Genomic DNA, 23,788 nt, shown 5'->3' on the forward strand with positions numbered 1-23,788 from the left:
TTGGCTGATTAGGTTTGGCTGATAAAGATGTAATTAATTAAATTTAACTGGTCGAGTTGGTTGAATTGTTAAAACAACGCTACCAACGAGAGCGGTATGAGCGATGGCAACTTTTGCAAGTATCTTGCGCTGCTTCTAATCCTGATTCCGCTAGTGATGCATCACCTTGTTGACTACCTTGGTAAAGTTCCTGAAAACCCTGATCCATTTGCGTTAGGAGACGATTGAATTTTTCAGGGTCACTCCAAACACTCTCTTTTGCTTTACTCCCCTCTTGGCTACCCAACGGAAATGACGTCAATAACGCCTGACTGTGAGTTGTTAGCTCAAAGCTCGTGTCTTCGAGCGTCTGCCAATGAGTATCATCGCCATCCAAAGTGTCATTGGCCTTCTCGACTAAGGTTTCAACTTGTGTAAATGTGTGTTGGCGCTGCTCAATTTGGTTTGAATGATCTTGTGAAGAATTACTTTCACTTGCATGGCCTTGACTAGCATCGCCTTGTGAGGCCAAAGCGTGGGTACTCAGTAAAACGGTTGTAGTACACAGTAGGCTCACCAATCTCTTGTGCAGCATTCTCTTGTTCATATTGCTCTCTCTTCGCTTCGTATAGCTTTTCTATTTGGTTTCGATACAGAAATCGATGATTCGTTTCGATGTTCCGTTTTGCTCTGACGGGATTAATTTACACAACAATAGTTGCAGTTGCAACTATTGTTGTGTAAATTAATGCAAATGTAATATATATTAAACAAACAAACACAGTAGAGAGAATGAAGTTATGAAAATTTGGGATCTATCAACTCGCCTATATCACTGGGCTCAAGCCGCGCTTTTTATAGGTTTAATGGCATCGGGTATTTCTGGTAATGGACCCCATATTCAACTGGGGTTGACACTCATGACATTGATCATTTGGCGATTGATTTGGGGTTGGGTTGGCAGTGAAACAAGCCGATTCAGACAATTTCTACGTTCACCAAGATCGGTTATTCACTATCTACAAGGCAAAGAAAAAACAAAGCCGGGTCATAACCCTGCAGGTGGTTGGATGGTTGTAACACTGCTACTGGCTTTAGTTCTTCAGTGTGTCTCAGGTTTAGCCTTAGCTGGATTTCTTGACCACTTGCCCTATGCAAATATTTGGTTGAATGACTCCGTGTTTTCGGTATTAGAAAACGTTCACCTTGCCATGATAAAAGTTCTTCCTACTCTGGTTGGTGTACACGTCTTTGCCGTTCTTTTCTATAAATTACGTTCAAAACCATTAACTTGGGCGATGATCACAGGCTTTCAAACACAAATCCAATTTAATGGAAGCGTAGCGTTTGTATCGCAATGGCGTGCGTTGTTTGTACTTGCTTTAGCTGCAATGTTTACCGTTATTCTGGTTGCATTGGCATAAATTAAACCGATTTAATTTGGAGCATAGGAACGAATCAATGAATGAAGTGTTTAATAGACAGCAAACTGCTAGTTGGTTGATCCATGTAATTGCACACGATGCAGCGAAGACATTCGACTCGGAACTTAGAAAACACGGATTAACGATCGCTCTCTGGCCTACCTTAATGTGTTTGTGGGAAAAAGAAGGAATAACTCAACGAGCAATCGCTAGGAAATCTAAAGTAGAAAATTCGACCACGACTCGAACCTTGGATAAGCTCGAACGTCTTGGTTTGATTGAACGACGACTCGACCCAAATAGTCGTCGTTCGTTCAATATTTATTTAACAGAGAACGGGCGCGCTATCCAAAGAGAGCTTTTGCCAATTCCCGTTCATATCAATCAAGAATATTTAAGTGTATTGGAGCCAGATGAACGAAAAGAGATGAGCCGCCTACTTAAACAAATAGTTTCGCAAATATAATGCGACGAAACATTGGCTCAAATTCCAGATGAAAACACCCGTTAAATTATAATGGATTATGGATAGAGTTATATTTTTCGATGTATTAATCTTAATTGTCTTTATGCAATCCGAGTTTTCCATGTCCCGAAGCCAACGTCTCTTTGACCTACTCCAATTACTGCGTTGTCATAAATACCCAGTTTCAGCTGGTCACCTGGCTTCCAAGCTGAACGTAAGTACTCGCACCATTTATCGCGATATCGTGACGCTGCAAGCACAAGGTGCTGAAATTGATGGTGAAGCAGGAGTTGGCTATCTGTTAAAACCGACCTTCACTCTCCCACCGATGATGTTTTCAACGGAAGAATTGGAAGCGTTACGGCTTGGCGCTGAATGGGTAGCCAAGCAAGCCAATGGGGAATTCAGTGAATCGGCTAGAAATGCCATTGCCAAAATTTCTGCGGTGTTACCTGCTGACCATCAGATCAAACGCAGTGAAGACATTGTGCGTGTTGCTTCAATCATTGAGGTTGCAGAGTTAACCATCGAACTGTCAGATATCAAGCTAGCAATTAAGCAGCAGAGTAAAGCTGAGATTCATTACACAGACGCAAAAGCTAATGTGAGTTCAAGAATCGTTTGGCCAATGTTGATTGGCTTATTCGAACAGCACTACGTTTTGGTCGCTTGGTGTGAAACGCGAAGTGCATATCGTAATTTCAGGCTCGATAGAATGGCTGAATGGAAAATCCTAGAAGAAAAGTATCAGCGCCCACGTCATGACTTGCTCAAAGATTGGCAGAACATAGAAGGCATTACAGATAAAGTGATTCACTACTGACAAAAAATGTCACAGGGGTTCGATACATTGCCGTGGTCCCAAATCGGGCTCAAGACAAAAGCTGAGTTAACTGAAACCAACACGGCAAATCCAATTGAACATTTCAGGAGCTATTATGTTTACCATCGATTCATTTGTTCTTTATGTCACTGACATTCACCGCAGCATGGGCTTTTATGCGAAAGCATTTGATTGCGAACCAAAGCTTCTATCACCGACCTTTGCTGTTCTAGACTTTGCAAACAACGTTAAAATAACACTCAAGCAGGCTGACGTTCTAACACCAGCAAGTAACATCAAGGGTGGCGGTACTGAGCTTTCTATGCCTCTTGCTGACAAAGAGACACTGGAAAACCTCTATAAAGCATGGAAAGAAAAAGGTATCCAGTTTGGGCAAGCGCCAGAAGAGTCCGTTTACGGCATTAACTTCCTCGCAGTTGACCCAGACAACCACCGCATCCGCGTATTCGCTTAAATGAATAAGAGCAAGCCGTATTTAAGCCGCTTGCTCATCTCATCTCATCTCATCTCATCTCATAAAAAGCTTACTAACCGAAATCTAGAGTCAGCAACAGTCGTGTCTCATTTGATGACGTAACTGGTGAGCGGTGAACAAGGCCTCTATTTTCATTGCCACTCCAACGCTCCCCTTTTAATAACGCAACATCACCACTGGCCATTTTCTGTATGTCAGACTCGTCACTGTACAGGCCAGAAATAGAATCAGGCTGTCCGTTACTTCCACGGCCAAGCTTAGAACGGTCGACCGATTCGTTTGGCAGCCATTGAGTCGCAACGCCGTGATAGGTTGTCACTAAGCGGCAAGGAACTTGGTCAAAATGAAAACGAGGACACATCGCTTTATTCAGAACCGCCAAACGGAGCCCTACTTCTTCGAGATCGAACAAACAACAGAACATATCCACCAGCTCTGTCATGTTTTCTAATAACGCTTTAGAAGCGGTTCCGTCGGTAGCAAATTCCAATTTATCGTAAGCGTTGTCTGGTGACAGGCTAATAGACTTACTGAAGCTAGGATTCGAGGCGATGAATTCACTAATTGCCATAGTTAAATCTTCATCAAACTGTCGCTGCCATACCGCTATATTAATATCGCTTTGGTAGATATCCGCTAATACCGTTGGCTGCTCAGAAGCGCTAAGTCCTGGATTATGATTCGCCTGATCCTTGATACTCACAACGGAACTAATGTTAAGTGGCTGATTACTATTCATTATCAAAGACTTGGTTAACACGGCATTCATTACGTCATCTCCTTGATGCTTGCTGATCGTTTATCTTTTAATACTGCAAACGTCGTTCACAGTAATGTCGGATTTAAGTTATGTTATAACATAACTCAATTTACACAAGTAACTTTGCCGATCATGGTTCCAATAATATGGCGATGCTCAACCTTCGTCAGGTAATTTGATCAATGCTGAACTAAGCTTCTATCTATCTTTTTCTAATTTATCTTTAGTTCAAATAAAGACTCCAAAAATGCACGACTCGCGAACGTTAAACTTGTGAATTCATCAATGTGGTGACAACTTATGAAAAAACTAATCTCTACACTCGGCCTCCTATGCATCGTTATCTCAGCTCAATCTTTAGCGGAAACGGGCTACACGTTAGACCCCAATTTATCGAATATTACGTTCGCAACTATCAAGAAGCAGTTTGTTGTTGAGCCCGCATCCATCAAGCCTTTATCTGGTGGTCTTACCGAAGAGGGTCAATTTTCCATATTGTTGGACGTGAAAAGTGTGAGTACTGGCGTCGCTATTCGCGATCAGAGGCTCAATGAGCTCTACTTTGAATCGATGACTTTCCCTGAAGTAAAAATCTCTGGAAAAGTTGAACCGTCAATGTTGTCTGGTGACCCAAAAAGAACAACCATTGCAGCGGAGGTTACCTTGCACGGCGTAACAAAAACGATTGATTTTCCCGTTTTAATCGTTCCTTCAGAAGAGTTAGTGATGGTCAGTTCAGCCTCGACAATCATCGTCAATGGCGCTGATTTTGGAATATCGACAGACAACTTGAACAAGCTATCAGCTACCGTTGGTGGGTTAGCGATTTCCGACAAAATCCCTTTAAGCTTCAATCTGCTCTTCGATAAATAATGGGTTCACACCTACCCAGTTAGATCTTTCTTAATTCACATTCATCTATCGTTTAAGGTGGGTGAATGTGAGTTAGAGCCGGCAAGTCAGTACACAGATCTAGATAAACAAATCACTCATGTTCAATTAAGGCGGTCGGTCATCCAACTTTAGTCTAACAATTAATCACTCAAATCTGCGGTGATTAAAACAATCGCTTATTGCCTTATCCTCAGCAGAACAACACATCCACCTAAGTGTTTAAACACACTCGCTATTTACCTATCTCAAACCGGTTTTAGATGAGCAAATTATATGACTAACCGCCTAGTGATATTGATGGCGAATGATGTCAGTATGCAAAACTAAACAAAGATCTTGTCCTAGTGCTAGAACATCTAGCTGAACCTAAAAAGAGCCCTTTTAATGCTGAATAAACACATCGTTAATCGAGACAGCTTGGCTGGAATGGGGGCGACTCTAATAGGCAACGGGATCGGTAGGTTTGCCTATATAGCATTAATGCCGGCTCTCATTCAAAGTGGTTGGTTTAGCGAAAGTGATGCATCTTACCTTGGTGTCGCGACCCTTCTTGGATACATATTGGGTGCACCTGCTGCCAACATACTGCTGCGTTACTTTAGTGCTGGGCAGTTAATTCGATTCGCTATGTTGATAAGCAGTTTTAGTTACTTAGGCTGTGCGCTACAAGAAGCGCCCTTAACATGGTTCTATGTTTGGCGAACTTTGGCTGGAATTGCGGGTGCCTTATTAATGGTTGTCGCCCCACCAGTGATTGTCCGAAAGTTTAATCCCGATGTGAAGGCGCGTGTCAGCGGTATCATATTTTCAGGCATTGGACTTGGTGCGATGTTATCAGGCACATTAATCCCAGTACTGATCTATTTTAGTGTGGTGTCGGCTTGGGTTGGCATGGGAGTCATCGCATTAGTCACAACGATACTGACTTGGAATACATGGCAAACCCAACCTAACACGTCTAAAGCGCCTTATATAAAATCCTCATTCTCTCAGCTCTCAAAGCCAAAACTAATCAGCGTTGCGCTTATTCTGGCAGCGTATACCTTCGACGCTATTGGCTACTTACCCCATACCTTGTTTTGGGTAGATTACATCGTGCGCGAACTGGGTATGCCGTTCAGCAGCGGTGGTTTGTTCTGGGCAACCTTTGGTATTGGCGCCGCTATTGGACCATTGATTACCGGTGTCTTGGGAGACAAGTTAGGGCTTAAAAAATCCCTCTGCATTGCATTTAGCCTCAAGGCTTTAGGCGTCGCATTCCCGCTTGTTAGTACACACCCTATCGCGCTGTTAATTTCTTCATTACTGGTTGGTATTTTCACGCCGGGAACGGTAACTCTAGTGTCGACTTACACGTTGGAGATTGTAGGCTATGAACTGCACACCAAAGCGTGGGCAGGAATGACACTCTCTTTTGCTATATCACAAGGTGTGGTTGGGCTTTTGATGGCGTACTACTTAAATCATATGGCTTCATACGACGTGTTGTTCACCGTTAGTACTGCTGCTTTGATGCTGTCTGCGATGTGTACCTTAATGACTGTCACTCACTCTAAGCCTGAACATTGACCTAGAGCTAAGCTAACTTCCTCAGTTCATCTGACGAATACAATAAAGGATTATCATGCAACTCTACTTAAATGAAACCTCCCCGTTTTCACGTGTAGTCGCAGCAACTGCGCTTCTAACACGCTGCTCTCCTTTGTCTTTTGTTTGGGTTGATCCATGGAGCTCCCCAGCCAACCTAAAAAGCGTCAATCCGTTTTGTTTAATTCCAGCACTCAAACTTGAAGACGAAACAGCACTGACGGAAAGCTTGTGCATTTGCCAATACCTAATTGAAACGTACCAACCTCAAACGCTACGTCAGGTAACGTTAAGTCGTGCCAATGAAATGCAAACGTTAGGAACAGCAAAGACGTTAATGGAGATCGCGTTTAGAACCGCGGCATTGATTCGCTATGCAGACAGTGACAATGCGCTTATCCATAGAGGGCAAGAAGGTATGGTTGCCGCCCTAGAGCAACTTGACCAAGAGATAAAAGAACAAGGACTAGAATCACTTTTGAGCGACAACTTGGCCACCTTGTATCTCCATGTCGCTTTAGATTACGTCCAGTTCCGACATACTGAATTGTTTGATGAAGTGGACAGCCGCAACATCATCGATTTTTTACACCTTTCTCCGTTCGCAGACGTACTGACACTTATAAGCATTGAGAGTTTGGCAAACAAGCCTGATTATGAAACGTTGCTTGATTCGTTCAGTCGAGATACCTAAGAGCATCCAAAACTAGAATGCGTAAAGCCTTGAATTCAACGTGACATAGGCTCAGAGATGTCGTTGATGTCACATGTCGTTACACAGCATGACGTGTTAAGGCTTTACATCTTGGGCGAGGTAAACAACAATCCCTGAGAATAAATCCATAACATAATGTATTTAGAAATTATGAGTAACACAGAAAACAAAAAATCGAACCCTCTTTTCGAAATCGTTTTTAACGTATTTCTTCCGTCATTCATCTTAATGAAGTTCAGTGGAGAGGAGCACCTAGGAACCGGTCTAGCACTGCTTGTCGCCCTTGCTTTCCCTATCGCTTACGGTGGTATGGAGCTAATCCGCAACAAGAAGTTTAACTTCATCGCTGCGCTTGGCTTCGTCAGCGTACTATTAACGGGTGGCATTGGTTTCTTCGAACTAGATACTCGTTGGTTAGCACTAAAAGAAGCATTAATACCTGGCCTAATTGGTTTAGCGGTCCTTGGCTCGACCTTCACTCGCTACCCGTTTATCCAAAAAGTTATCTTTACGCCAGCTCTGTTAAACATCTCTCTTATTGAAGAGCGTTTAAGACAGTTCGGTAACCAAGCAAAGTTTGATCGTTGTCTAATGACATCGAACTACATGTTCGCAAGTACCTTCGCTTTCTCTTCTGCGATGAACTATTTCCTAGCAACTTGGATTGTGACAAGCCCTGCTGGTACTGCAGCCTTTAATGAAGAACTTGGTAAACTGACACTTTACAGCTACCCAGCCATAGCTATCCCTAGCATGCTGATGATGTTAGGCATTTTCTATTACATTTGGCGCCAAGTTCGTGCTATGACGTCACTAGAAACAGAGAAAATCTTTATTACTAAGTAGATCTTACCGAACTAACTTAGTGTCTCGTCTTAAAATAGAAACACACACCAAAAGCTCAGCACATTCGCTGGGCTTTTTTGTTGGATGTCGCTTAACTACCCCGTTTCCCCCACACACTACCGACTGCAATTTAAATACCGAATGTGTATGTATTTTCATGTGTTACTCTTTAAGAAAGGTTCGAGTTTAGAGCGGTAAAACATGAAGAATCAAATAGACGACTATTATGTATTTTGTCAGGTCGCAAAATACGGCAGTATGAAAAAAGCCAGTGAACGAGTAAAACTGCCACTTTCTACTGTAAGTCGACGAATTGTCGGACTTGAACAAGGCTTGGGAGTCCAACTTTTCATTCGGAGTAAGAACAAACTAACTCTATCTAACCAAGGGGAGAAATACTTCCAAGCACTCAACCAACACCTCGAAGCTTTTGTTCATTCATTGGACGCGTTACATGAAGACTCTGGAAAGTTGCATGGTAAAGTGGTGATCTCTGCTACTAAGCAGTTCTACCTTAAGTTTATGTACCCATACCTCAAAGACTTACTTAAACAGAACCCAGATCTCTCGATCGAACTTAAAAACTCCCATAGTTCAACCGAACTCACCGAAGATGTAGATATCGCGGTTGCAAGCGGCGAACTGCCAGAAACAAACCTCATCGCCAGAAAGTTGATAGATGTCCCGTTAATCTTTGTTGCGAGTCATGAATTTCAGACTTCTTATCAATCAGAAATTGCCAATGGTGAGTTCAATAAACTTCCCTACATTGCTACATTTTCTCATCCTACTCTAACCGTATTACGCCGCTCTACCGAAGAACAGTTTCGACTCAAAATAGATTGCCGCCTCACTGTTATGGATATGGAAATGGTCGTCGTTGCCGTACTAGATTCTCTTGGTTATGCGGTCATTCCAACCTATATCCATGAAGATATTGCCGCTGCTGACAAGGTAATTGAAATATTTGATGACTACACCATCAGCCCGGTTAGATTCAGCTTGTTATATAGAGATAAAAATCTGCAGACCGCAGCTCAGCGGGCTGTTGTAGAAAGCATAATGGGTGGTTTCCAAAAATGAGATTGTCGAACTCAAAAAGTCGTCTATATCGATTTTTATGATCCTTTTAATATTACCTCATCCAAACACAGCAACCGCTGACAATAAAATTCAATGAGGTAACACCATGAAAAAAGTATCACTATCAACCTACATCTTAATGCGCCTAAAAGAACTAAATACGAACCACATTTTCGGTATCCCCGGTGATTACGTACTTCCATTATTTGACGAAATCCTTGATGGCGACCATGGCGTACAACACATTATGCCTTGTAACGAACTTAACGGAACTTACGCAGCTGATGGTTACGCCAAGCAAAATGGATTTGGGGCAATGGCGGTCACATTTGGTGTTGGCTCACTTAGCTGCGCCAATGGTTTAGCCAGCGCTTATGCCGACGATACGCCGATTCTAGTATTGGCCGGAGCACCAGCCATTAGCGTATTGAAAACACCAACCGAACGCCTTTATCATCATGCTATTGGTAATAAGTTTGATACCAACGTTGATATGTTCAAACATATTACTTGTGTGAGCCAACGAGTTGAGAGCATTGACACCGCACCCTACTACGTTGACCAGATGCTACGTAAAGCCATGCAAACTAAAAAGCCAGTATATTTGGAAGTCCCATACGACATGCAAACAATGGATGTCGATGCACCAACAAAACCATTAGACTTAATGCTAGATCAGTCTTCGATATCAAACCTTGAAGCCGCATTGCAAGAAACCGTTACTCTATTGCACCGTTCACGCACCCGTAGCGTCGTGACTGGCCATCTACTTCAACGTGAAGCTCTCGTTCCTCAAGGTATCGAACTGGTTAATCAACTAAATGCGGCTGTATCAACAACATTTACCTGCAAAATGGGGGATTTTGAGGCACATGCCAACAACGTTGGTATTTATATGGGTGAAGTCAGCGAAGACTATACAAAAGAAATGGTCGACGGTGCTGATGTTGCTATTGCATTAGGGGTCACCTTAAACGAGTTCGATACTGGAGTGTTCTCCACCCAACTCGGTAAAAAACAAGATGCTATCTGGATCCGTCAAGATTATGTAGAAATCAACGGTCGTCGCTTTGACCAAGTGTACTTACGTGATTTTTTGCCAACATTATTGGGGGCGATTAAAGATATCGAAGCTGGTCAATTGATATTACAACCAAGAAGAAAATTTGCATTTGAACAACGCGACGCTTTTGTACCAACAAACAATGATTTAACTATTGATCGACTGTTCATTCAATTTTCAAATTACCTAGAAGAAGGTGATATGTTGTATGGCGATACTGGTGGATTTATCAATAGTACACAAGCTGAATTCCCTTCAGATATTATTATGCACGGTTGTGGAAACTGGGGGTCACTTGGCGCTGGGTTCGGTATGTTCGTAGGCGCAAACTTTGCGAATGAACAACTCAATCGCCGATCTATCACCATCCAAGGTGAAGGTGCGTTTACCATGAGCGCTCAAGATCTTGCTACATTGATTCACCATAAAAAGGACGCTGTTATTTTTCTTCTCGATAATTCTGGTTATGGTGCAGAGCGAGCGATTAACCCAGGCAAACAGCGCTCATATAATGACATTGCGGTTTGGAAATATGAAAAACTTGGCGAAGCATTAGGAGGCACCGAAGGCAAAGACATTCATAGTTATGTCGCCCACACAGAAAAAGACATGGCAAACATCTTTGAAGCATTGAAAGCCCCTAAAGGCATCAATATTGTTCGAATCATGTTAGACCCTGATGACTCTGCAGCCTTCAACCTACGCTTTAGTCAATTATTGCGTCACTAAGTCGCTTTAATTCTATACTTCACTACATTCAACACCTCACAATATTTACACCTCACCATCCAAGCCTAGCTCTATCGCTGGGCTTTTTTGTTTCTATTCTCTCATTTAGCCAACCAGTAATACGCTCACTTATGATTAGCTTTATCAATCAAATGAAAGGTTCACGTTCACCTTTCTCATACTAGCTTGATAGCTAGCATTTAAATTACCAATAGCTAAAGAACTGCATTCGGTTATACTGAAAGATGATTTAACGCTCAATCTTGTTGATTACTTTACAAAACCCTGCCTAGGTGTTAACACTATTTCAGCCCTTATTGCTAAGATAGAACAAGCTTGGCCTTAAAGTTAAGCGCCAGTCGTACTCAATAAGGAATATAGAATATGAACAAATCTCAGTTGGTTGAACACATCGCAACTTCAGCAGACATCTCAAAAGATCAAGCAGGTTCAGCGTTAAACGCACTTGTTGAAGGTATCTCTAATACATTGGCTAAGGGTGATGATGTTGCCATCCTTGGTTTCGGTAGTTTCAAAGTTAATTCTCGTGCTGCTCGCACTGGTCGTAACCCACGAACCGGAGAAGAGATTCAAATCTCAGCATCAAAAACGCCTGCGTTTAAAGCAGGTAAAGCACTAAAAGAGTCATGTAACGCTTAGAGTAAATACGATCTCAAAGCAGAATCCAAGGAAGATTACTATGTCTATAACCAAAGAAAAAGTTAAAGCTAGCCGCAGTAAAAAAGCAGGCAAGTCAACCAAAGCACAAGCCGAAACGCCCAAGACTCGTCAGCGCATTGAAGAGCTTATGGAAGAGCGTGAATTGGCAAAACTGTTAGAGTTATAGTTTGTTATTCTTCTAATGCCACTGCAGCCTTGCAGTGGCATTTTTGATTTAAAAAACAGCGCTTCACTAATCAAGTGCTTATACCGATTAACCCTTTCAAACGACCTCTTTCTGCAATTCAGTCACCCCATTAAGGCGTTGATGCAATTTGGTATCGATAGTCAACGAGATTAGAAAACTCAGCAATGCAATAATAGCCCCTGCAACAAACACCCATTGATAGCCAGACATCCACACCACTCCCAATAAGAATGGCAGAAATACTGCCGCGATATGATTGATAGTAAACGAAAGACTCGCCGTGGACGCCACTTCGTTTGACCGGACGATTTTCTTAAAATAAGTAGTCAACGCTATCGCAAAACTGAAAATGATGCTGTCGACAACGTATAGCCCACCTGCCAGATAATGATTATCAACAAAAGCATACGATAAGAACACCAACATCAACGCCGCATACTCAATCAGTAGAGATCTCTTTTCTCCTACTCGGTCAATAAAACGACCCACCACAGGTAATGCAACAGTAGCGGACAAGCTGGATAACATAAATAGAGCGGCCATCATTGCGATCGTGTAATGGAATTTGGTGACCATGAGTAAGCCTGCAAACACGACAAAGATCTGCCTTCTTGCCCCGCTTAGAAAGGTCAATATGTAATATGTGGTGTATTCACGACGTACAATAAGCTTGGCGTGCTGTCGTTCACCGCAGCTAGCATTTTTGAATGTGAGTAGATAAAAAGCTAACCAGAAGCACGCTGTACCACTAGCAAAAAATATAGCCTTATCTGATACACCAAAAACATAATTAGCGACAATAATACATATGAAAGTCACCATGGAGAAAAAGGATGCCGCGGCTCGAATCCTCCCCATGGATTCACTAAAGTTTTCCGAACCTAGAAGTTGTGTAGACAGTGATTTATTCACTGCTTCTAGATAATGGAAACCAACAGACATCAGGGTTGTGCTGAAATAGAAGCCATAGGTTGAGGGTAAGTAACCCGTTATGGCAACCCCTAATCCCAGCGCGGCGACAGAGAGCACCGCAACTTGTTGTTCAGAAAGAATAAGTAATAGAAACAGCACTGTAAATGAGAGTAAACCAGGGATCTCCCTTACACTCTGAAGCAGACCAACATCCGCTCCTGTCATTCCCACTGTATCGACAGCGAAATTGTTCATGACAACTCGCCACCCCGTATTCGCTATCACGGAGGCAATAGCGATGATCACTAACATCGAAAATGAACTTCTCGATGTTAACAAGCGTACCCAACCAATCATTTATACCACCGATTCCATCGGCTTCGCCTTAAACGGCCGTAACTGCGCGGTGATATGCTTCCTGCCATGTTTAATTCCTCAAAAGTATCTTTACTCCGAAAAATCAGTCATATGAAACTCAGCTTCGGAATTAGGAAGCATACTACTCGCCACTCAATTGTTACACGATCGTTTTGTAAATGTTACTTTTTGCATTTATCAATCCGCGTTAAGCGTAAAAGCAGCCCAAAATTTGAACGTTAAGTAACTGACTTAATTACATTGTCATACATACCCATACATACCCAAATCGCATTTTTCACTATCATCATTTTCATTGTTAGTTATGAGAGTCTGGGAAATGTTCGCAACACTAATGTGTTGGTGCGGCGTTTCTTTTTTTGAGGTGATTATGAATGTCGTTCGCATGGGAATAGAAGCCAATACCCATAAAAATAAGGGTAAGTACAAGGCGATAATTAAGTTTACTATTCGAGCCCTGTTTTACTATTCAGCCACTAGAAAAATGAGTGAAAATTTCAACTCTGAAGAGAGAAAGCTGTTATTTATCAAACAGCCTAACTTCTTATCCAAATTTGTAACTCCCTACTTATGTACTGGCTTTAGTAATAAAGAAAAGATAGAAATCTTATCCAAGCACTACGACTGGTTTGAAGAAACCTTCGCAACAGAAGCTAGACACCAAATCTATAATGAAAGACTCAATCTTTTAAAACTAGAGATAGATGACAACGTTTATCTGGTTAATCTCAGCTTTGAACGAAACGCGAGAAAAGAAGGTGAACTGACAATTTCATTGACCAATTCTCTACTCGAAAAAATGTATAGCATCTCGTTCACTGTTTTCGACAACAGCATCTACATCGGTGGTATTCAGGGTGGAGCCAATGACAATGGATTTAGCCGTACATTCACAAAAGCTTTCTATGGTTTAAGACCTAAATCCTTCATGGTAGAAACACTACGACTGTTAGCCATTAGCTTAGGTATCGAAAATATCTATGCGGTAAAAGAATCTGGCCATGTGTCGAACTCATTACGCTACGGCAAGAAAAACAAAGACATCAGCCTTAAGTACGATAGTTTATGGGAAGAGCACGATGGACAGGTACACGATGACTATTTTTATCGTCTACCGAACAACCCAAACAGGAAAGACCTTGAGGCTCTGAAACGCCAAAAACGTAAGTTATATCGTGAGCGGTATGCGTGGCTAGATCAGTATGAAGAAGAGCTAAAGAACAAAATGAGCCACAACATTCAAGTTCAGTTTAGCTAACAACTGCCTTCTAAATAGGTACTACTTTCTGGCGCTCGCTCTTTATTTTGTTACAAACACAAGGCCTCATAATACGGGGCCTTAGAATCGAGAAGCAGCTCTTACCTTTCTGATTTCACTTAAATTTCCCTTTCAACTTGAGTCATTCTTTTTCTTACTCATACGAATCAATAAAGGCTCGGAGCGCTTGCTGGTCGACAATTTCCAACCCTTGGTCTCCTTTTCTAATGAAACCTTTGTCTAATAGGTCTTTAACCGCTCTTCGATACACTCTGCTCGATGTGCCAAATCGTTCCGCTTCTTGATTCACTTTATCGAAACCGCCTAACACGGTATTTGTCTGGCTTTGAACCAATAAGTCGTAGGCAATGTTGTAGGTAATTGAGTGTAGAAGACGGTTAGTGTAAATGCCCATAGAGTCTTGATAGTCTTCCGCTAGTGCTGAGGCGAAAAAGAACATCATCTCCGGATTTTCATGTAATGCTTCTGCTAGTTTCTGAATGCAAATGACATCAACTTGCATGTGTTCGTCAGCCACTACGTTCCATTGGCAGGGCGTTTGAGTGAAGAACTCCATCTCACCGAAGATATGATAATCACAATTCACCTCACCCAATTGAAAGCGTCGCCCATTAGCCGCAGAAATACTCATAGAGACTCTCCCAGCGGGCACTACATAAAGATACTGAAGTTGCTCACCTTGACGCAGAATTTCATCATTTTGATTGAAGTAACGAGAGTTAACTTGGTGTTGGTAGATGAGATCTCTAAATTCAGAGCTTTTTTGTTCTAAGTAGTTTTTAAAGCGTCCGCTTGAGTATGGTGCAATCTTCATACTTACTCTCTCATTGCATTACTGCTGTTTATATTCAAACGATTGTAACCACTTAAACCACAGGAGAGAACCCAATAAAAAAGCGACGGTCTCCCATCGCTTTCGTCTTGCATTTATTCAGGCTCTTATTGAGTAATTAATGCTTCCAGTGCCGCTAATGACGCTAGCCGCTCTCCTTGCATCATTGCCTCTGCCTCATCGACATACTGCCCAACGCCCTCCTTTACATCTTGTTCGTACAAGACAACATTGTTCAAGATAGAAGCTACATTAAGCCCTCTCAAGCGTCCCACGGTAAACAGCGCGGATGTTTCCATGTCTGCACCTAAAATGCCTTTGCCATTCCAGTACTGACAAAGCGCCTGCTCGTCATCGGTATAAAAACTGTCGTGTGAGCGTACCGTGCCCAAATAGTAAGGTGTTGTTTGCTGCTGCAAGAACTTGTCTAGCTCTTTAAGCAGAGAGAAGCTTGCATAGGCGGGATACGACGGCTTAACGTAAGCGGTAGAACCTCCCTCATCACGAACCGCACCTTCTGCGACAATCAACTCACCAAGCCCAATATGGGACTGCATCGCACCCGCAGAGCCGACTCTTACGATATGAGTGACACCACAAAACTTAAGCTCTTCGACCGCAATGATCATTGAAGGCGCGCCGATCCCCGTACTACAAACCGATATCGCTTTGCCTTGATAAGTACCAGTGAAAATTCGATATTCACGATTTTCGGCGACTAGCTCAGCGTGCTCAAGCAGACTCGCGATACGGTTTGATCTATCAGGCTCACCACAAACAATGACCAACGGAGCAATTTGTGTTTCATCAACGCCAATATGAGGTTGCTTTGCCATCTTAACTCCTAAGAAGCCGTTGCTTGAGTCTGTGATTTATCACTGTTTCGTTTAGCAGTGCGTGCCCACTCACGAGTACCATTCGCCGCAATAAACATCAAAATAGCGTATTGAACGGACATTGCATAAACGCCCTGCGTCGCATAAATACCAACACTGATAATGTTAATTACAATCCACAGTATCCAGTTTTCAACATACTTACGAGTCATGAGAACTTGAGCAACAATCGATAGAATGGTCATGGTCGCATCCCAGAATGGAAACGCATCAGGTTCAAGAACAGGTTCTGCTAAGTCCGCACCAAATAGATTCAGGCTATCAACCGCGATGTTTGCCAGCGCAAAAAAGAATGGGTCGATGTACATAGTAAGCAAGGCAATCGAAATCGCACACGCTGCGGCTGTTGCCACCAGCTTATTTTGGCTCAACCAGCGAACTTCTAGCGTTTCACCTTGCTCATTAGGGCGTGTCCATGCGTACCAGCCGTAAATGTTAGCGCAGAAGAAAAAGAGTTGAAGAAGTAACAGTCCGTATAACTGAATTTGGAAAAAGATAACCGCAAATAAGGTGACATTCAGTAACCCGAACAGGTAATTAATGGTTTTTTCTTGGCTTGCAAACCAAATGCAAAGCAGGCCAAACACCGTGCCGAATGCTTCAATCCAGCTCATCGCGTAGCCATCCCCTATTGGGATATTGACTAAGGTATTATTGATATCAAGTAGGGCGAATAGGTCCATCGGGGTGTCCTTTATTATTTGATTTTTGTAGCACCTATCTTATTGCGCCGATAGAAACAAAGAGGAGGACATTTGTCCCCCCTAGATTGCATGCGATCATAAATCAGAATAATAAATGGCAAAATTAAAATTCATCGTAATAAGTTCAACTGTTCCTCACACATTCAATCCTTTGCCTATCTTTCCATTAATGCAAAGCGTGACTTCCAAAAACGAAACTTTAGCTTACTGGTTTTTGGATGATATCGCGTTGACGAGCGAGTTTGAGAAGCGCATTCTTTAATTTCGAACAGAACAAATTTTAACCTCGCAAGAGTGTGACTAACTCATGCTTTGTTCTGTGTAACGCATCTAATTGAATGGCAGGTCACATGAATAAAATTGTTATGTTAGTAATGGGGCTGCTTTTTACCAGTCGATTGTTCGCCAGTATTGTGCCGCATGTTAGCCAGCTTGAGCATGATGCACCTATCCTCATCCGTTCGGCATTGATTGTGGGTGTTGCGGCTTACGCCGTCTGGACTGCATTCAAATACTTCAAAAAGAACAAAGCTTCTAGTTCAGAACCACTTTAGGAATCAGCATTAGAAATATTTGAGAGTCAGCAGCTAAAATCGGTTACTTATCCGCAAAGTAATCGACCAAGATTTTACGCCACTTTCGCGACTCACGAATTTTCAAAAGAGCACGATTAATCTCTTCTTCATACACGTTGTTTTCAGTGATAATAAAGCCATAATTCTGCTTTTCTAGCTGATATGGTAACACCTCTAGATCATCAAACTGCCCGCTTATTCTGCCATTACCGATCATATATTTGAGCACCACATCATCAGCGACAATCGCTTCCACTTCGCCTTCCTCTAAAGCCGCCAACAGTCTTGGCATATCGATATAACTCTTGTGTCGAATACCAAAACTGGTGAGCATCAAAGAAGACGTCGTCGCGACTTTTGCCCCTACTTCAACATCCGCAAGATCATTCACGCCTTTAATATGTGAAGAGCCTTGGCTGAGCGTAAGCTTGCTGGCTAATACCGCAGTAATACTGGCGATAAACAGCATACTCAGCACACCAATGAACACCGTAGCAATTCGTCCGGTTAAGCTCTTAAACTCAAAATAATTGAATGGGCCTCGAGTGATAAAAAGCAAACCCAATATGAAACTTTCTAACCAACGGCCCGTTCGGCTTTTCATCGAATAGAGCTTTTCATTTTCACCGTGTTCCAATACGTAAAAAAAGGCACCAATTGAGAGAGAGAATTAAAAGTTAATACAAAAGAGAAAGTGAGTTATACGTTGGTAACGCATTGAAAATAAGAAAGAAAAGATGAGTTTTAGCTCTAAAGTGAATTATTGAAGATTTTAGGACTTTTATGAAGAGCTCATGGTTAAGAGTTAAAACAGATCATATTGTGCGTAAAATGATCTTTTAGTTATGCTTTCTTTGCTCTCTGTAACACTCTTACCATACGACCAAGTAATTGGAACCGGCCTTCAAACTCTTCTCCAATAAAGAATGGCTTATATGCAGTATTGTCACTTGTTACATGGTAGCCACCGCTAGCAAAATCATACTGAACACGCTTTACCAACACTTCATCATCGATTCTAAACACACACACACCATCACGGGCCTGTTTAGGATCTTTTACCACTTCCACCAGCATTAGATCTTCATCCATCAATGTTGGCTCCATGGAGTCCCCACGTACAGGAACAATAGTTAATTCCTTCCCGTTCAGTCCTTGGCGGATAAGCCATTCCTTTGAAAACTCAAATCTGGCTACAGGGTTTTCTGAAACAACTAGACAGCCAGCCCCAGCACTAGCTTGAAAGTTATATTGAACTACCTCAACAACGTTGTCTTTTCTAACGGGAACTTCTACAAATTGTGCTGATGAGTCTTTACCAGTAGCAAGCCAATCAATGGTCACGTCTTCTGCGTTAGCTATTTTTAATAGCATAGATAGTTTCGGATCGCTTCTTCGATGTAATAGCGTCACTAAAGTGCTATGCGGCACATCCCAATCCTGTGCGCATTCTCGACCAACCCTACCATTCATCAGGCTTTCAATGCGGTTATGTACACTTTCTAATGTACTGTCATCTAAAGAAAGTAATTTTTCATTATTACGCATAGTCTTTCTTTTAACTCAACTTATTGATTTATATGGAATAATAACTAGTTAAACCAAAGTGCGAACAAAATACGAAAAGAAAGTTCAACTTTGCGCTTGATTTGCTCAACAATGTGATCAAAACTTAACTGCCTTGATTAAGTTTGCAAACTAATTAGCGATAGTTAGTTTAGCGACTAATTAGCATATCAGTTTTTAGTTAGGGGATCATTATGTCTATTGAAAGAAAAGACATGCACAGAATCGATATAGTTGCAGCATTACATAAGAAAGGACTAACGCTAAAAGGCTTGTCTATAAAGGCAGGTCTTGCTGCTACAACGTTGTCTAACACCTTATCTCGTCCATGGCCTAAAGGTGAACGAATTATTGCTGACGCCTTAAACAAACACCCTAAAGAGATTTGGCCTAGTCGATACAGACAAAACAAGGCGGTGTGAGATGTGGGTTGATGTATCGCAATTATTGAATAGACCAGGCATGGCAGGCACACCTCAAGGTGTGAGATACAAGCTAAACCAACTAGGTGTTGTTCGAAAGCGTAAACGCCAAGGCTCTAAAGCCTTTGAGTACCATCTCGATTGCTTACCAGAAGAAACTCGTTTGCACCTCTTGCGTGACGTAGCTAAGCAGCAAACTCTACAAGCTGAAGACAGCCGCCATGTTCGTCAAGTTGTAACTCCTGATTCCGATGAACTATGGCTTGAGTACGAAGAAGCTACCGAAAGCAAGAAAGCTTCAACCAAGCAGCGCTATGAATTGTGTATGCGAGTTAAGGCGTATGTTGAATCGGGTATTAGCATGCGTAAATCAATGAAGCGCGTGGCGGAAGAGTCTGGAAGAACCTATTCCAAAATTGTGAGCTGGTTTTACAACATCCCAGGATTGCAAACCAACAAGATCCCAGTGGAAGATTGGTTGCCGGCACTTCTCGATAGAATTGGCTCTCACGGTAAACGTACCGCCCCCTTATCACAGGAAGCTTGGTCCATGTTTCAGGCCGATTATTTGCGACCTGAACAGCCCACCATAACCGAATGTTATAACCGCATGGGTAAAGCCGCTAAGCGTGAAGGTTGGAGTGTGCCCTGCCTCTCCACAATCCGAGAGCGCGTGAATACCGATATTCCTTATGAGCTTCAAGTGTATTGCCGAGGTGGTTTATTTGCAGCCAAGCAAACATTAGTCCCTGCGCAGCGTCGCACACGAGTCGGTATGCATGCTATGCAGCGCGTATCGGGTGATGGTCATGAGTTTCGTCTTCGCTGTCACCTGGAAGATGGCACGGTGCTTCGTCCTAACGTTTGGGTGTTTCAAGATGTCTATAGCTCCATGATTGTGGGCTACGCCATCGATATTACAGAGAACACTGAGATGTTAGGCATTGCTCTTTTCAACATGGTTTCAAAGTTTGGTATCCCTGAAATGTTCGACCTTGACCGAGGTTCCGTGGCGTTAAGTGAAGCAATGACAGGGCGAACCTCACGCCCTAAAGCAACGGGCAAAGGCAAGTTAGAGCATAAAAAGTTTGATAACGCTGAGATTGAAGGCGCGATTACGGCTCTAGGCTCAAAAGTGAACTGGACTCGCGTTGAAGATGACAACGTAGGCCGTAAAGGTAACGCGCGAGCTAAACCTGTTGAGCGTTTGTTCCATTCTAAAGGTGGTCTCGGTCAGTTTGAGCGCCATCCAGCTTTTGCAGGAGCCTACACAGGTGAATCAGCCACCAGCAAACCCGCGAACTACGGTGAAGCCACAGTACCTGTTGAGTTAGTGGTTGAGCTATTTGCCGAGTGGGTGACCGATTGGAATAGCTTGGAAGGCCGTCGCAGTGAAATGGCACGCGGCATTCACAGCTATAAGCAAGTGTTTGAGCAAAGTTACACCCAAATACAAGTACGTAAACCCACCGCGACACAGTTGCGCCTGTGTCTGCACCGGACACGCAAAAGTGTGAAGGTTCATGCTGGCGGTTTAGTTGAATTAAACGCAGGGCGTTACAGCAAGCATTTGTCGAATCGTTACCGCAGCCCACTGTTGTTCGAATACATCGGTCAAAGTGTTCATCTTCGCTTCAACCCTTATGACTTAACAGGCTGTGTGTATGCCTACAGTGAGCTCGGGGAGTTCATCGGCGAGGTTCCATTGTTTGCTGATGCAGCTTATGACGATTTAGGCGCGGCACGCCGTCAGAGCCTACACCAAAGTGAAGATATTAATCGAGCCGCGTGGTTAAAGGAGCAAATGGTCGGATTAACTAACGACGACCTTGCCCAGTTAACGCGCAGCAATGAGAAGCCCGAGCCATTGGGCGGTATGGTGCCGAGCATTACTGAAATGACACCCGAGTTAGCAAGAACGCCAGAGCAGCATCAAATGAACCCGAGTGAATTTGAAAGCTTACTTGAGAAGAAAGCGGTGGGTGCGGATTTTGAACCCACTATGGATTTAGACGCATTAATGCAGCAGTACGGGAAAGCAAAATGAACCACATTATTCAACAAGTCCTTGCCGTGAAAGTCAGTGAAAATCTCAGTAATCGAAAGATTGCCAAAGAATCTGATATTGGTGAAGGCATTCTAAGTAAGTTGCTTAATAACAAACCTTATACGGGCGACACCGAAACTCAGCTTCATAAACTTGAAACCTGGTTGAATACACGGTGTACCCAAGTTGAAGAGTTAGCAGATACGTCACTTCAAGAGCCTGACTTTTTGATGCTGCCAACCTCGGAAACGATTTGGAAACTGATGGACTTGGCTCGCACGATGCGCCGCTGGTCGATGGTTTATGAAGGCTCAGGCATTGGTAAAACCGTCACCGCCGAAGAATATCAACGCAAACACAACAACGTCTGGATTGTGACTGCTTCAAACCTGTGTAAATCAGCGCGGGCCATCCTCTCTGAGCTTTGTGAGCGCATGAATATTAAGGCGTCCAATATGACAGTCTACCTTATGCAAAAAGCAATAGCGCAGGAGTTAGATGGCTCAAACGGACTCATCATTATCGATGAAGCGCAATACCTTTCAGATGATGTATTGAATGGCTTACGTATCTTAGCTGAGCGCAAGTGCGGCGTGTTTCTTCTTGGTAATGATGTCGTGCGTACTCGTATGAGCGCGGCTCGCTCTCAAGTCAACATGAACCCGATTTGGAGCCGAATGATACGTCCAACCTGTATAAAGGTGACGTCAAATGGCGACATCAAAAGCTACATGCAGGCTTGGGGTATTCAAGACCAAGAGCTGTTTAAAGCGGCTTACGCTATTGTGCCGAAAACCACAGGGCAACTTAGAACGCTCGCTGACATGATCATGTTAGCCAGTTCGTCAGCATCCCGAAACCATGAGCCGTTGACACCGAAGCACTTGGCCGCTGCTCACCACTACTTGAAAGAAAGCATAGGAGTGTAACCATGACACTGCTCCCCAACACCACCGAGACCGTAATGGCCTTGTTGACTAAGCACCAGCCCTGCACGTGTAAGGCTCTTTGGCAACAACAAGTTGGACGTGACCGCCTTGCGCTCACCACCATTAAGAACCTGTTGATACGTTTAAAAGCACATGGCGCAGTTACCGTTGGCGGGCAAGAAGGGAATGCATACCTCTATCAACTGACAGGGACCTCACCTTACTCCCCCTGTCTTACTTGCCGAGGGAAGACTCTGAAATGGCACTTACACAATGGTCATTGTAAACATTGCAGGCCCAAAAGAAGCAAAGGCAACAACCCCCAGCTGGATGCTGAGTTTCAATTTTTACTCTCTCCTGCTTACCAGTTATTAAACCAAGTTCTACGTCCTTGGGAGGCAATATGAGTCGCAGAGAAACGGATGAATTTGTTTGGTTGCGTGGCGGTCGAGTCGCCAGCCGTAAACCAAAAGGCAAAGGTGAATTGGTGATGAGTGATAGACCTTTATTAATTGCTGATGCCGACATGGCAAAATTCGATATCAACACGAACTGTCAAGGCATCGAACGACACATGCAAGCCGTTAAGCTTAACCACAGCATTATTTATTGGGAGGCGTAATGGGACAGCAATCCAATCAAGACATTAAGCTCGAAGTGATTGTTCGCTTTGACCCAAATAACCAAAACGGTATCGGAGAGTTCTCTATCGTCGATTATCGAGCAGAAGCATTGACCCAATTGGAATCAAACACAGCCATCGCTGCTTACGGCGCAAAAGACACGGCTTACCAAGCCGTCAGTCAATTTTTAAAACAACAGAACGAGCTTCTTCAAGCTGACCATTTTGTTAAAACAGGAGCACCACAATGAATAAAACGACTCAACAACCAGAAGTAAAGCCGACTCGCCTAACCGCACCGGAAGGTTTTGTCTATAACGCTGAAGGTAATCTGATTGCCCAATGCAATATTCCCGCTCATGAGCTGCGTAAAGATGCGTTCGTCACCAGTTTGGTTAAGCAAGTAAAAACGCATCAAAAACATCTTCAAGCCTTCAAAGAAAACCTAGTGAAAGCTTTTGAAGAATTTCGAATTGAAATGTTGGAGAGCTACGGTACGAAACTGCATACCCGTGGGAATGGCGAGAACGTGGCAATGTTCAGTTTTGATGGTAAGTACAAAATCACTTACAAAACTGCCAAACTCAAAACCCTTGGCCCAGAGCATGATGCGGCTCGTCAGCTCGCTCGTGACTATTACAACAGCCAAAAAGACAAACTGCCACATGATGTATTAATCGCGGTTCAAGACTTTTTTGTGAATGATGCCTCTATTGCGAACACTATTAGCTTTATTGGTAAAGACTTTCAAGACCCAAGCTTACGCAAGGCTCAAGAAGCTGCAAAAGATTCACTGTTGGTCATTGGTAGTAAGTCGTACTTCAATTTTTATGAACGCGATGATGAAGGTGAATATCAACAGGTTCACTTAAACTTCAGCAAGCTGTAAGGAT

Annotated in this window: 28 protein-coding genes and 1 pseudogene; 21 read left to right on the forward strand and 8 right to left on the reverse strand. The window is 43.0% G+C overall.

All coding sequences use genetic code 11. From position 1 onward, the window contains the following. Positions 1–79: 79 nt before the first annotated feature. Positions 80–586 (reverse strand): cytochrome c, encoded by a 507-nt coding sequence (locus tag L3V35_RS08090; RefSeq protein ID WP_081008966.1) that lies wholly within the window; start codon positions 584–586, stop codon positions 80–82. Positions 587–779: 193 nt separating this feature from the next. On the opposite strand from L3V35_RS08090, the gene L3V35_RS08095 reads away from it, so the two are divergent. The 4 genes from L3V35_RS08095 to L3V35_RS08110 all read left to right on the forward strand — a co-directional run bounded on the left by L3V35_RS08095 (position 780) and on the right by L3V35_RS08110 (position 3,167). Further along, on the forward strand, positions 780–1,403 hold the full coding sequence (locus L3V35_RS08095; protein ID WP_171307668.1) for a cytochrome b/b6 domain-containing protein: 624 nt from the start codon (positions 780–782) through the stop codon (positions 1,401–1,403). Between the two features lie 37 nt (positions 1,404–1,440). Next, positions 1,441–1,869 carry a MarR family transcriptional regulator gene (locus tag L3V35_RS08100; protein ID WP_171307669.1) on the forward strand — a complete coding sequence of 143 codons (429 nt, stop codon included), beginning with the start codon at positions 1,441–1,443 and terminating at the stop codon, positions 1,867–1,869. A gap of 121 nt (positions 1,870–1,990) precedes the next feature. Next, entirely contained in the window at positions 1,991–2,692 is a 702-nt protein-coding gene (locus L3V35_RS08105) for a YafY family protein (protein WP_171307670.1), read from the forward strand. A 115-nt stretch (positions 2,693–2,807) separates the two neighbouring features. Beyond that, positions 2,808–3,167: a VOC family protein gene (locus L3V35_RS08110; RefSeq protein WP_114633360.1), complete on the forward strand. Its 360-nt coding sequence runs from the start codon at positions 2,808–2,810 to the stop codon at positions 3,165–3,167. Positions 3,168–3,240: 73 nt separating this feature from the next. On the opposite strand, the gene L3V35_RS08115 is transcribed toward L3V35_RS08110, so the two are convergent. Then, entirely contained in the window at positions 3,241–3,957 is a 717-nt protein-coding gene (locus tag L3V35_RS08115; RefSeq protein ID WP_237299246.1) for a DUF1826 domain-containing protein, read from the reverse strand. A 291-nt stretch (positions 3,958–4,248) separates the two neighbouring features. Here L3V35_RS08115 and L3V35_RS08120 point away from each other — a divergent pair, with 291 nt between their 5' ends. From L3V35_RS08120 to L3V35_RS08155, 8 genes are all read left to right on the forward strand, one after another. Further along, on the forward strand, positions 4,249–4,821 hold the full coding sequence (locus L3V35_RS08120; protein WP_065205406.1) for a YceI family protein: 573 nt from the start codon (positions 4,249–4,251) through the stop codon (positions 4,819–4,821). Positions 4,822–5,226: 405 nt separating this feature from the next. Then, positions 5,227–6,411 carry a YbfB/YjiJ family MFS transporter gene (locus tag L3V35_RS08125; protein WP_237299248.1) on the forward strand — a complete coding sequence of 395 codons (1,185 nt, stop codon included), beginning with the start codon at positions 5,227–5,229 and terminating at the stop codon, positions 6,409–6,411. A 55-nt stretch (positions 6,412–6,466) separates the two neighbouring features. Beyond that, positions 6,467–7,123, forward strand: coding sequence for a glutathione S-transferase family protein (locus L3V35_RS08130; protein WP_171307673.1), 657 nt, complete (start codon positions 6,467–6,469; stop codon positions 7,121–7,123). A 171-nt stretch (positions 7,124–7,294) separates the two neighbouring features. Then, positions 7,295–7,990, forward strand: coding sequence for a VC0807 family protein (locus tag L3V35_RS08135; RefSeq protein WP_017075154.1), 696 nt, complete (start codon positions 7,295–7,297; stop codon positions 7,988–7,990). Positions 7,991–8,191: 201 nt separating this feature from the next. Beyond that, positions 8,192–9,073, forward strand: a complete 882-nt coding sequence (locus tag L3V35_RS08140; protein ID WP_171307675.1) for a LysR family transcriptional regulator — start codon at positions 8,192–8,194, stop codon at positions 9,071–9,073. A 106-nt stretch (positions 9,074–9,179) separates the two neighbouring features. Further along, a complete protein-coding gene (locus tag L3V35_RS08145; protein ID WP_237299250.1) occupies positions 9,180–10,865 on the forward strand; it encodes a thiamine pyrophosphate-binding protein in 1,686 nt (561 codons plus the stop codon). A gap of 384 nt (positions 10,866–11,249) precedes the next feature. Further along, on the forward strand, positions 11,250–11,525 hold the full coding sequence (locus L3V35_RS08150) for an HU family DNA-binding protein (RefSeq protein ID WP_004734824.1): 276 nt from the start codon (positions 11,250–11,252) through the stop codon (positions 11,523–11,525). A gap of 40 nt (positions 11,526–11,565) precedes the next feature. Next, positions 11,566–11,712, forward strand: coding sequence for a hypothetical protein (locus L3V35_RS08155; protein WP_004734823.1), 147 nt, complete (start codon positions 11,566–11,568; stop codon positions 11,710–11,712). Between the two features lie 96 nt (positions 11,713–11,808). Here the strand turns inward: L3V35_RS08155 and L3V35_RS08160 are convergent, their stop codons facing one another. After that, on the reverse strand, positions 11,809–12,957 hold the full coding sequence (locus L3V35_RS08160; RefSeq protein WP_237299910.1) for an MFS transporter: 1,149 nt from the start codon (positions 12,955–12,957) through the stop codon (positions 11,809–11,811). A gap of 436 nt (positions 12,958–13,393) precedes the next feature. Between L3V35_RS08160 and L3V35_RS08165 the strand changes: the two genes are divergently transcribed. Then, on the forward strand, positions 13,394–14,281 hold the full coding sequence (locus tag L3V35_RS08165) for a VirK/YbjX family protein (protein WP_237299912.1): 888 nt from the start codon (positions 13,394–13,396) through the stop codon (positions 14,279–14,281). Positions 14,282–14,435: 154 nt separating this feature from the next. On the opposite strand, the gene L3V35_RS08170 is transcribed toward L3V35_RS08165, so the two are convergent. The 3 genes from L3V35_RS08170 to pnuC form a co-directional block, all read right to left on the reverse strand. Then, entirely contained in the window at positions 14,436–15,116 is a 681-nt protein-coding gene (locus tag L3V35_RS08170; protein WP_004734820.1) for a Crp/Fnr family transcriptional regulator, read from the reverse strand. Positions 15,117–15,241: 125 nt separating this feature from the next. Continuing rightward, positions 15,242–15,970: a nucleoside phosphorylase gene (locus L3V35_RS08175; RefSeq protein ID WP_237299251.1), complete on the reverse strand. Its 729-nt coding sequence runs from the start codon at positions 15,968–15,970 to the stop codon at positions 15,242–15,244. Positions 15,971–15,978: 8 nt separating this feature from the next. After that, the gene (pnuC, locus tag L3V35_RS08180; protein ID WP_237299252.1) at positions 15,979–16,713 is read right to left on the reverse strand and encodes a nicotinamide riboside transporter PnuC; all 735 of its coding nucleotides are present in this window, start codon (positions 16,711–16,713) and stop codon (positions 15,979–15,981) included. A gap of 371 nt (positions 16,714–17,084) precedes the next feature. On the opposite strand from pnuC, the gene L3V35_RS08185 reads away from it, so the two are divergent. Next, positions 17,085–17,288 (forward strand): hypothetical protein, encoded by a 204-nt coding sequence (locus L3V35_RS08185; protein ID WP_102576647.1) that lies wholly within the window; start codon positions 17,085–17,087, stop codon positions 17,286–17,288. 43 nt (positions 17,289–17,331) lie between these two features. On the opposite strand, the pseudogene L3V35_RS08190 reads toward L3V35_RS08185, so the two are convergent. Both L3V35_RS08190 and L3V35_RS08195 read right to left on the reverse strand, forming a co-directional pair. Beyond that, positions 17,332–17,967: pseudogene (locus tag L3V35_RS08190) on the reverse strand (transporter substrate-binding domain-containing protein); the annotation flags it as partial. A gap of 185 nt (positions 17,968–18,152) precedes the next feature. Next, positions 18,153–18,857, reverse strand: a complete 705-nt coding sequence (locus L3V35_RS08195) for a S24 family peptidase (protein ID WP_132715481.1) — start codon at positions 18,855–18,857, stop codon at positions 18,153–18,155. A 212-nt stretch (positions 18,858–19,069) separates the two neighbouring features. Between L3V35_RS08195 and L3V35_RS08200 the strand changes: the two genes are divergently transcribed. From L3V35_RS08200 to L3V35_RS08230, 7 genes are read left to right on the forward strand one after another with little or no spacing between them, the layout of a single operon-like run. Next, the gene (locus L3V35_RS08200; RefSeq protein ID WP_048615410.1) at positions 19,070–19,297 is read left to right on the forward strand and encodes a helix-turn-helix transcriptional regulator; all 228 of its coding nucleotides are present in this window, start codon (positions 19,070–19,072) and stop codon (positions 19,295–19,297) included. A 1-nt stretch (position 19,298) separates the two neighbouring features. Beyond that, complete coding sequence (locus L3V35_RS08205) at positions 19,299–21,344, forward strand: transposase domain-containing protein (RefSeq protein ID WP_237299254.1); 2,046 nt, start codon at positions 19,299–19,301, stop codon at positions 21,342–21,344. Further along, positions 21,341–22,273, forward strand: a complete 933-nt coding sequence (locus L3V35_RS08210; protein WP_048666276.1) for an AAA family ATPase — start codon at positions 21,341–21,343, stop codon at positions 22,271–22,273. The genes L3V35_RS08205 and L3V35_RS08210 overlap by 4 nt, the downstream gene beginning before the upstream one ends. Positions 22,274–22,275: 2 nt before the next feature. Next, positions 22,276–22,680: a BlaI/MecI/CopY family transcriptional regulator gene (locus L3V35_RS08215; protein ID WP_237299256.1), complete on the forward strand. Its 405-nt coding sequence runs from the start codon at positions 22,276–22,278 to the stop codon at positions 22,678–22,680. Continuing rightward, complete coding sequence (locus L3V35_RS08220; RefSeq protein WP_237299257.1) at positions 22,677–22,895, forward strand: hypothetical protein; 219 nt, start codon at positions 22,677–22,679, stop codon at positions 22,893–22,895. The genes L3V35_RS08215 and L3V35_RS08220 overlap by 4 nt, the downstream gene beginning before the upstream one ends. After that, positions 22,895–23,146 (forward strand): hypothetical protein, encoded by a 252-nt coding sequence (locus L3V35_RS08225; RefSeq protein WP_237299259.1) that lies wholly within the window; start codon positions 22,895–22,897, stop codon positions 23,144–23,146. Before L3V35_RS08220 ends, L3V35_RS08225 begins: the two co-directional genes overlap by 1 nt. Beyond that, on the forward strand, positions 23,143–23,784 hold the full coding sequence (locus tag L3V35_RS08230) for a DUF3164 family protein (RefSeq protein WP_237299260.1): 642 nt from the start codon (positions 23,143–23,145) through the stop codon (positions 23,782–23,784). The genes L3V35_RS08225 and L3V35_RS08230 overlap by 4 nt, the downstream gene beginning before the upstream one ends. Positions 23,785–23,788: the final 4 nt, after the last annotated feature.

The sequence above is a fragment of the Vibrio sp. L5-1 genome (assembly GCF_021728315.1).
GTDB classification, from domain to species: Bacteria; Pseudomonadota; Gammaproteobacteria; order Enterobacterales; family Vibrionaceae; genus Vibrio; species Vibrio splendidus_K.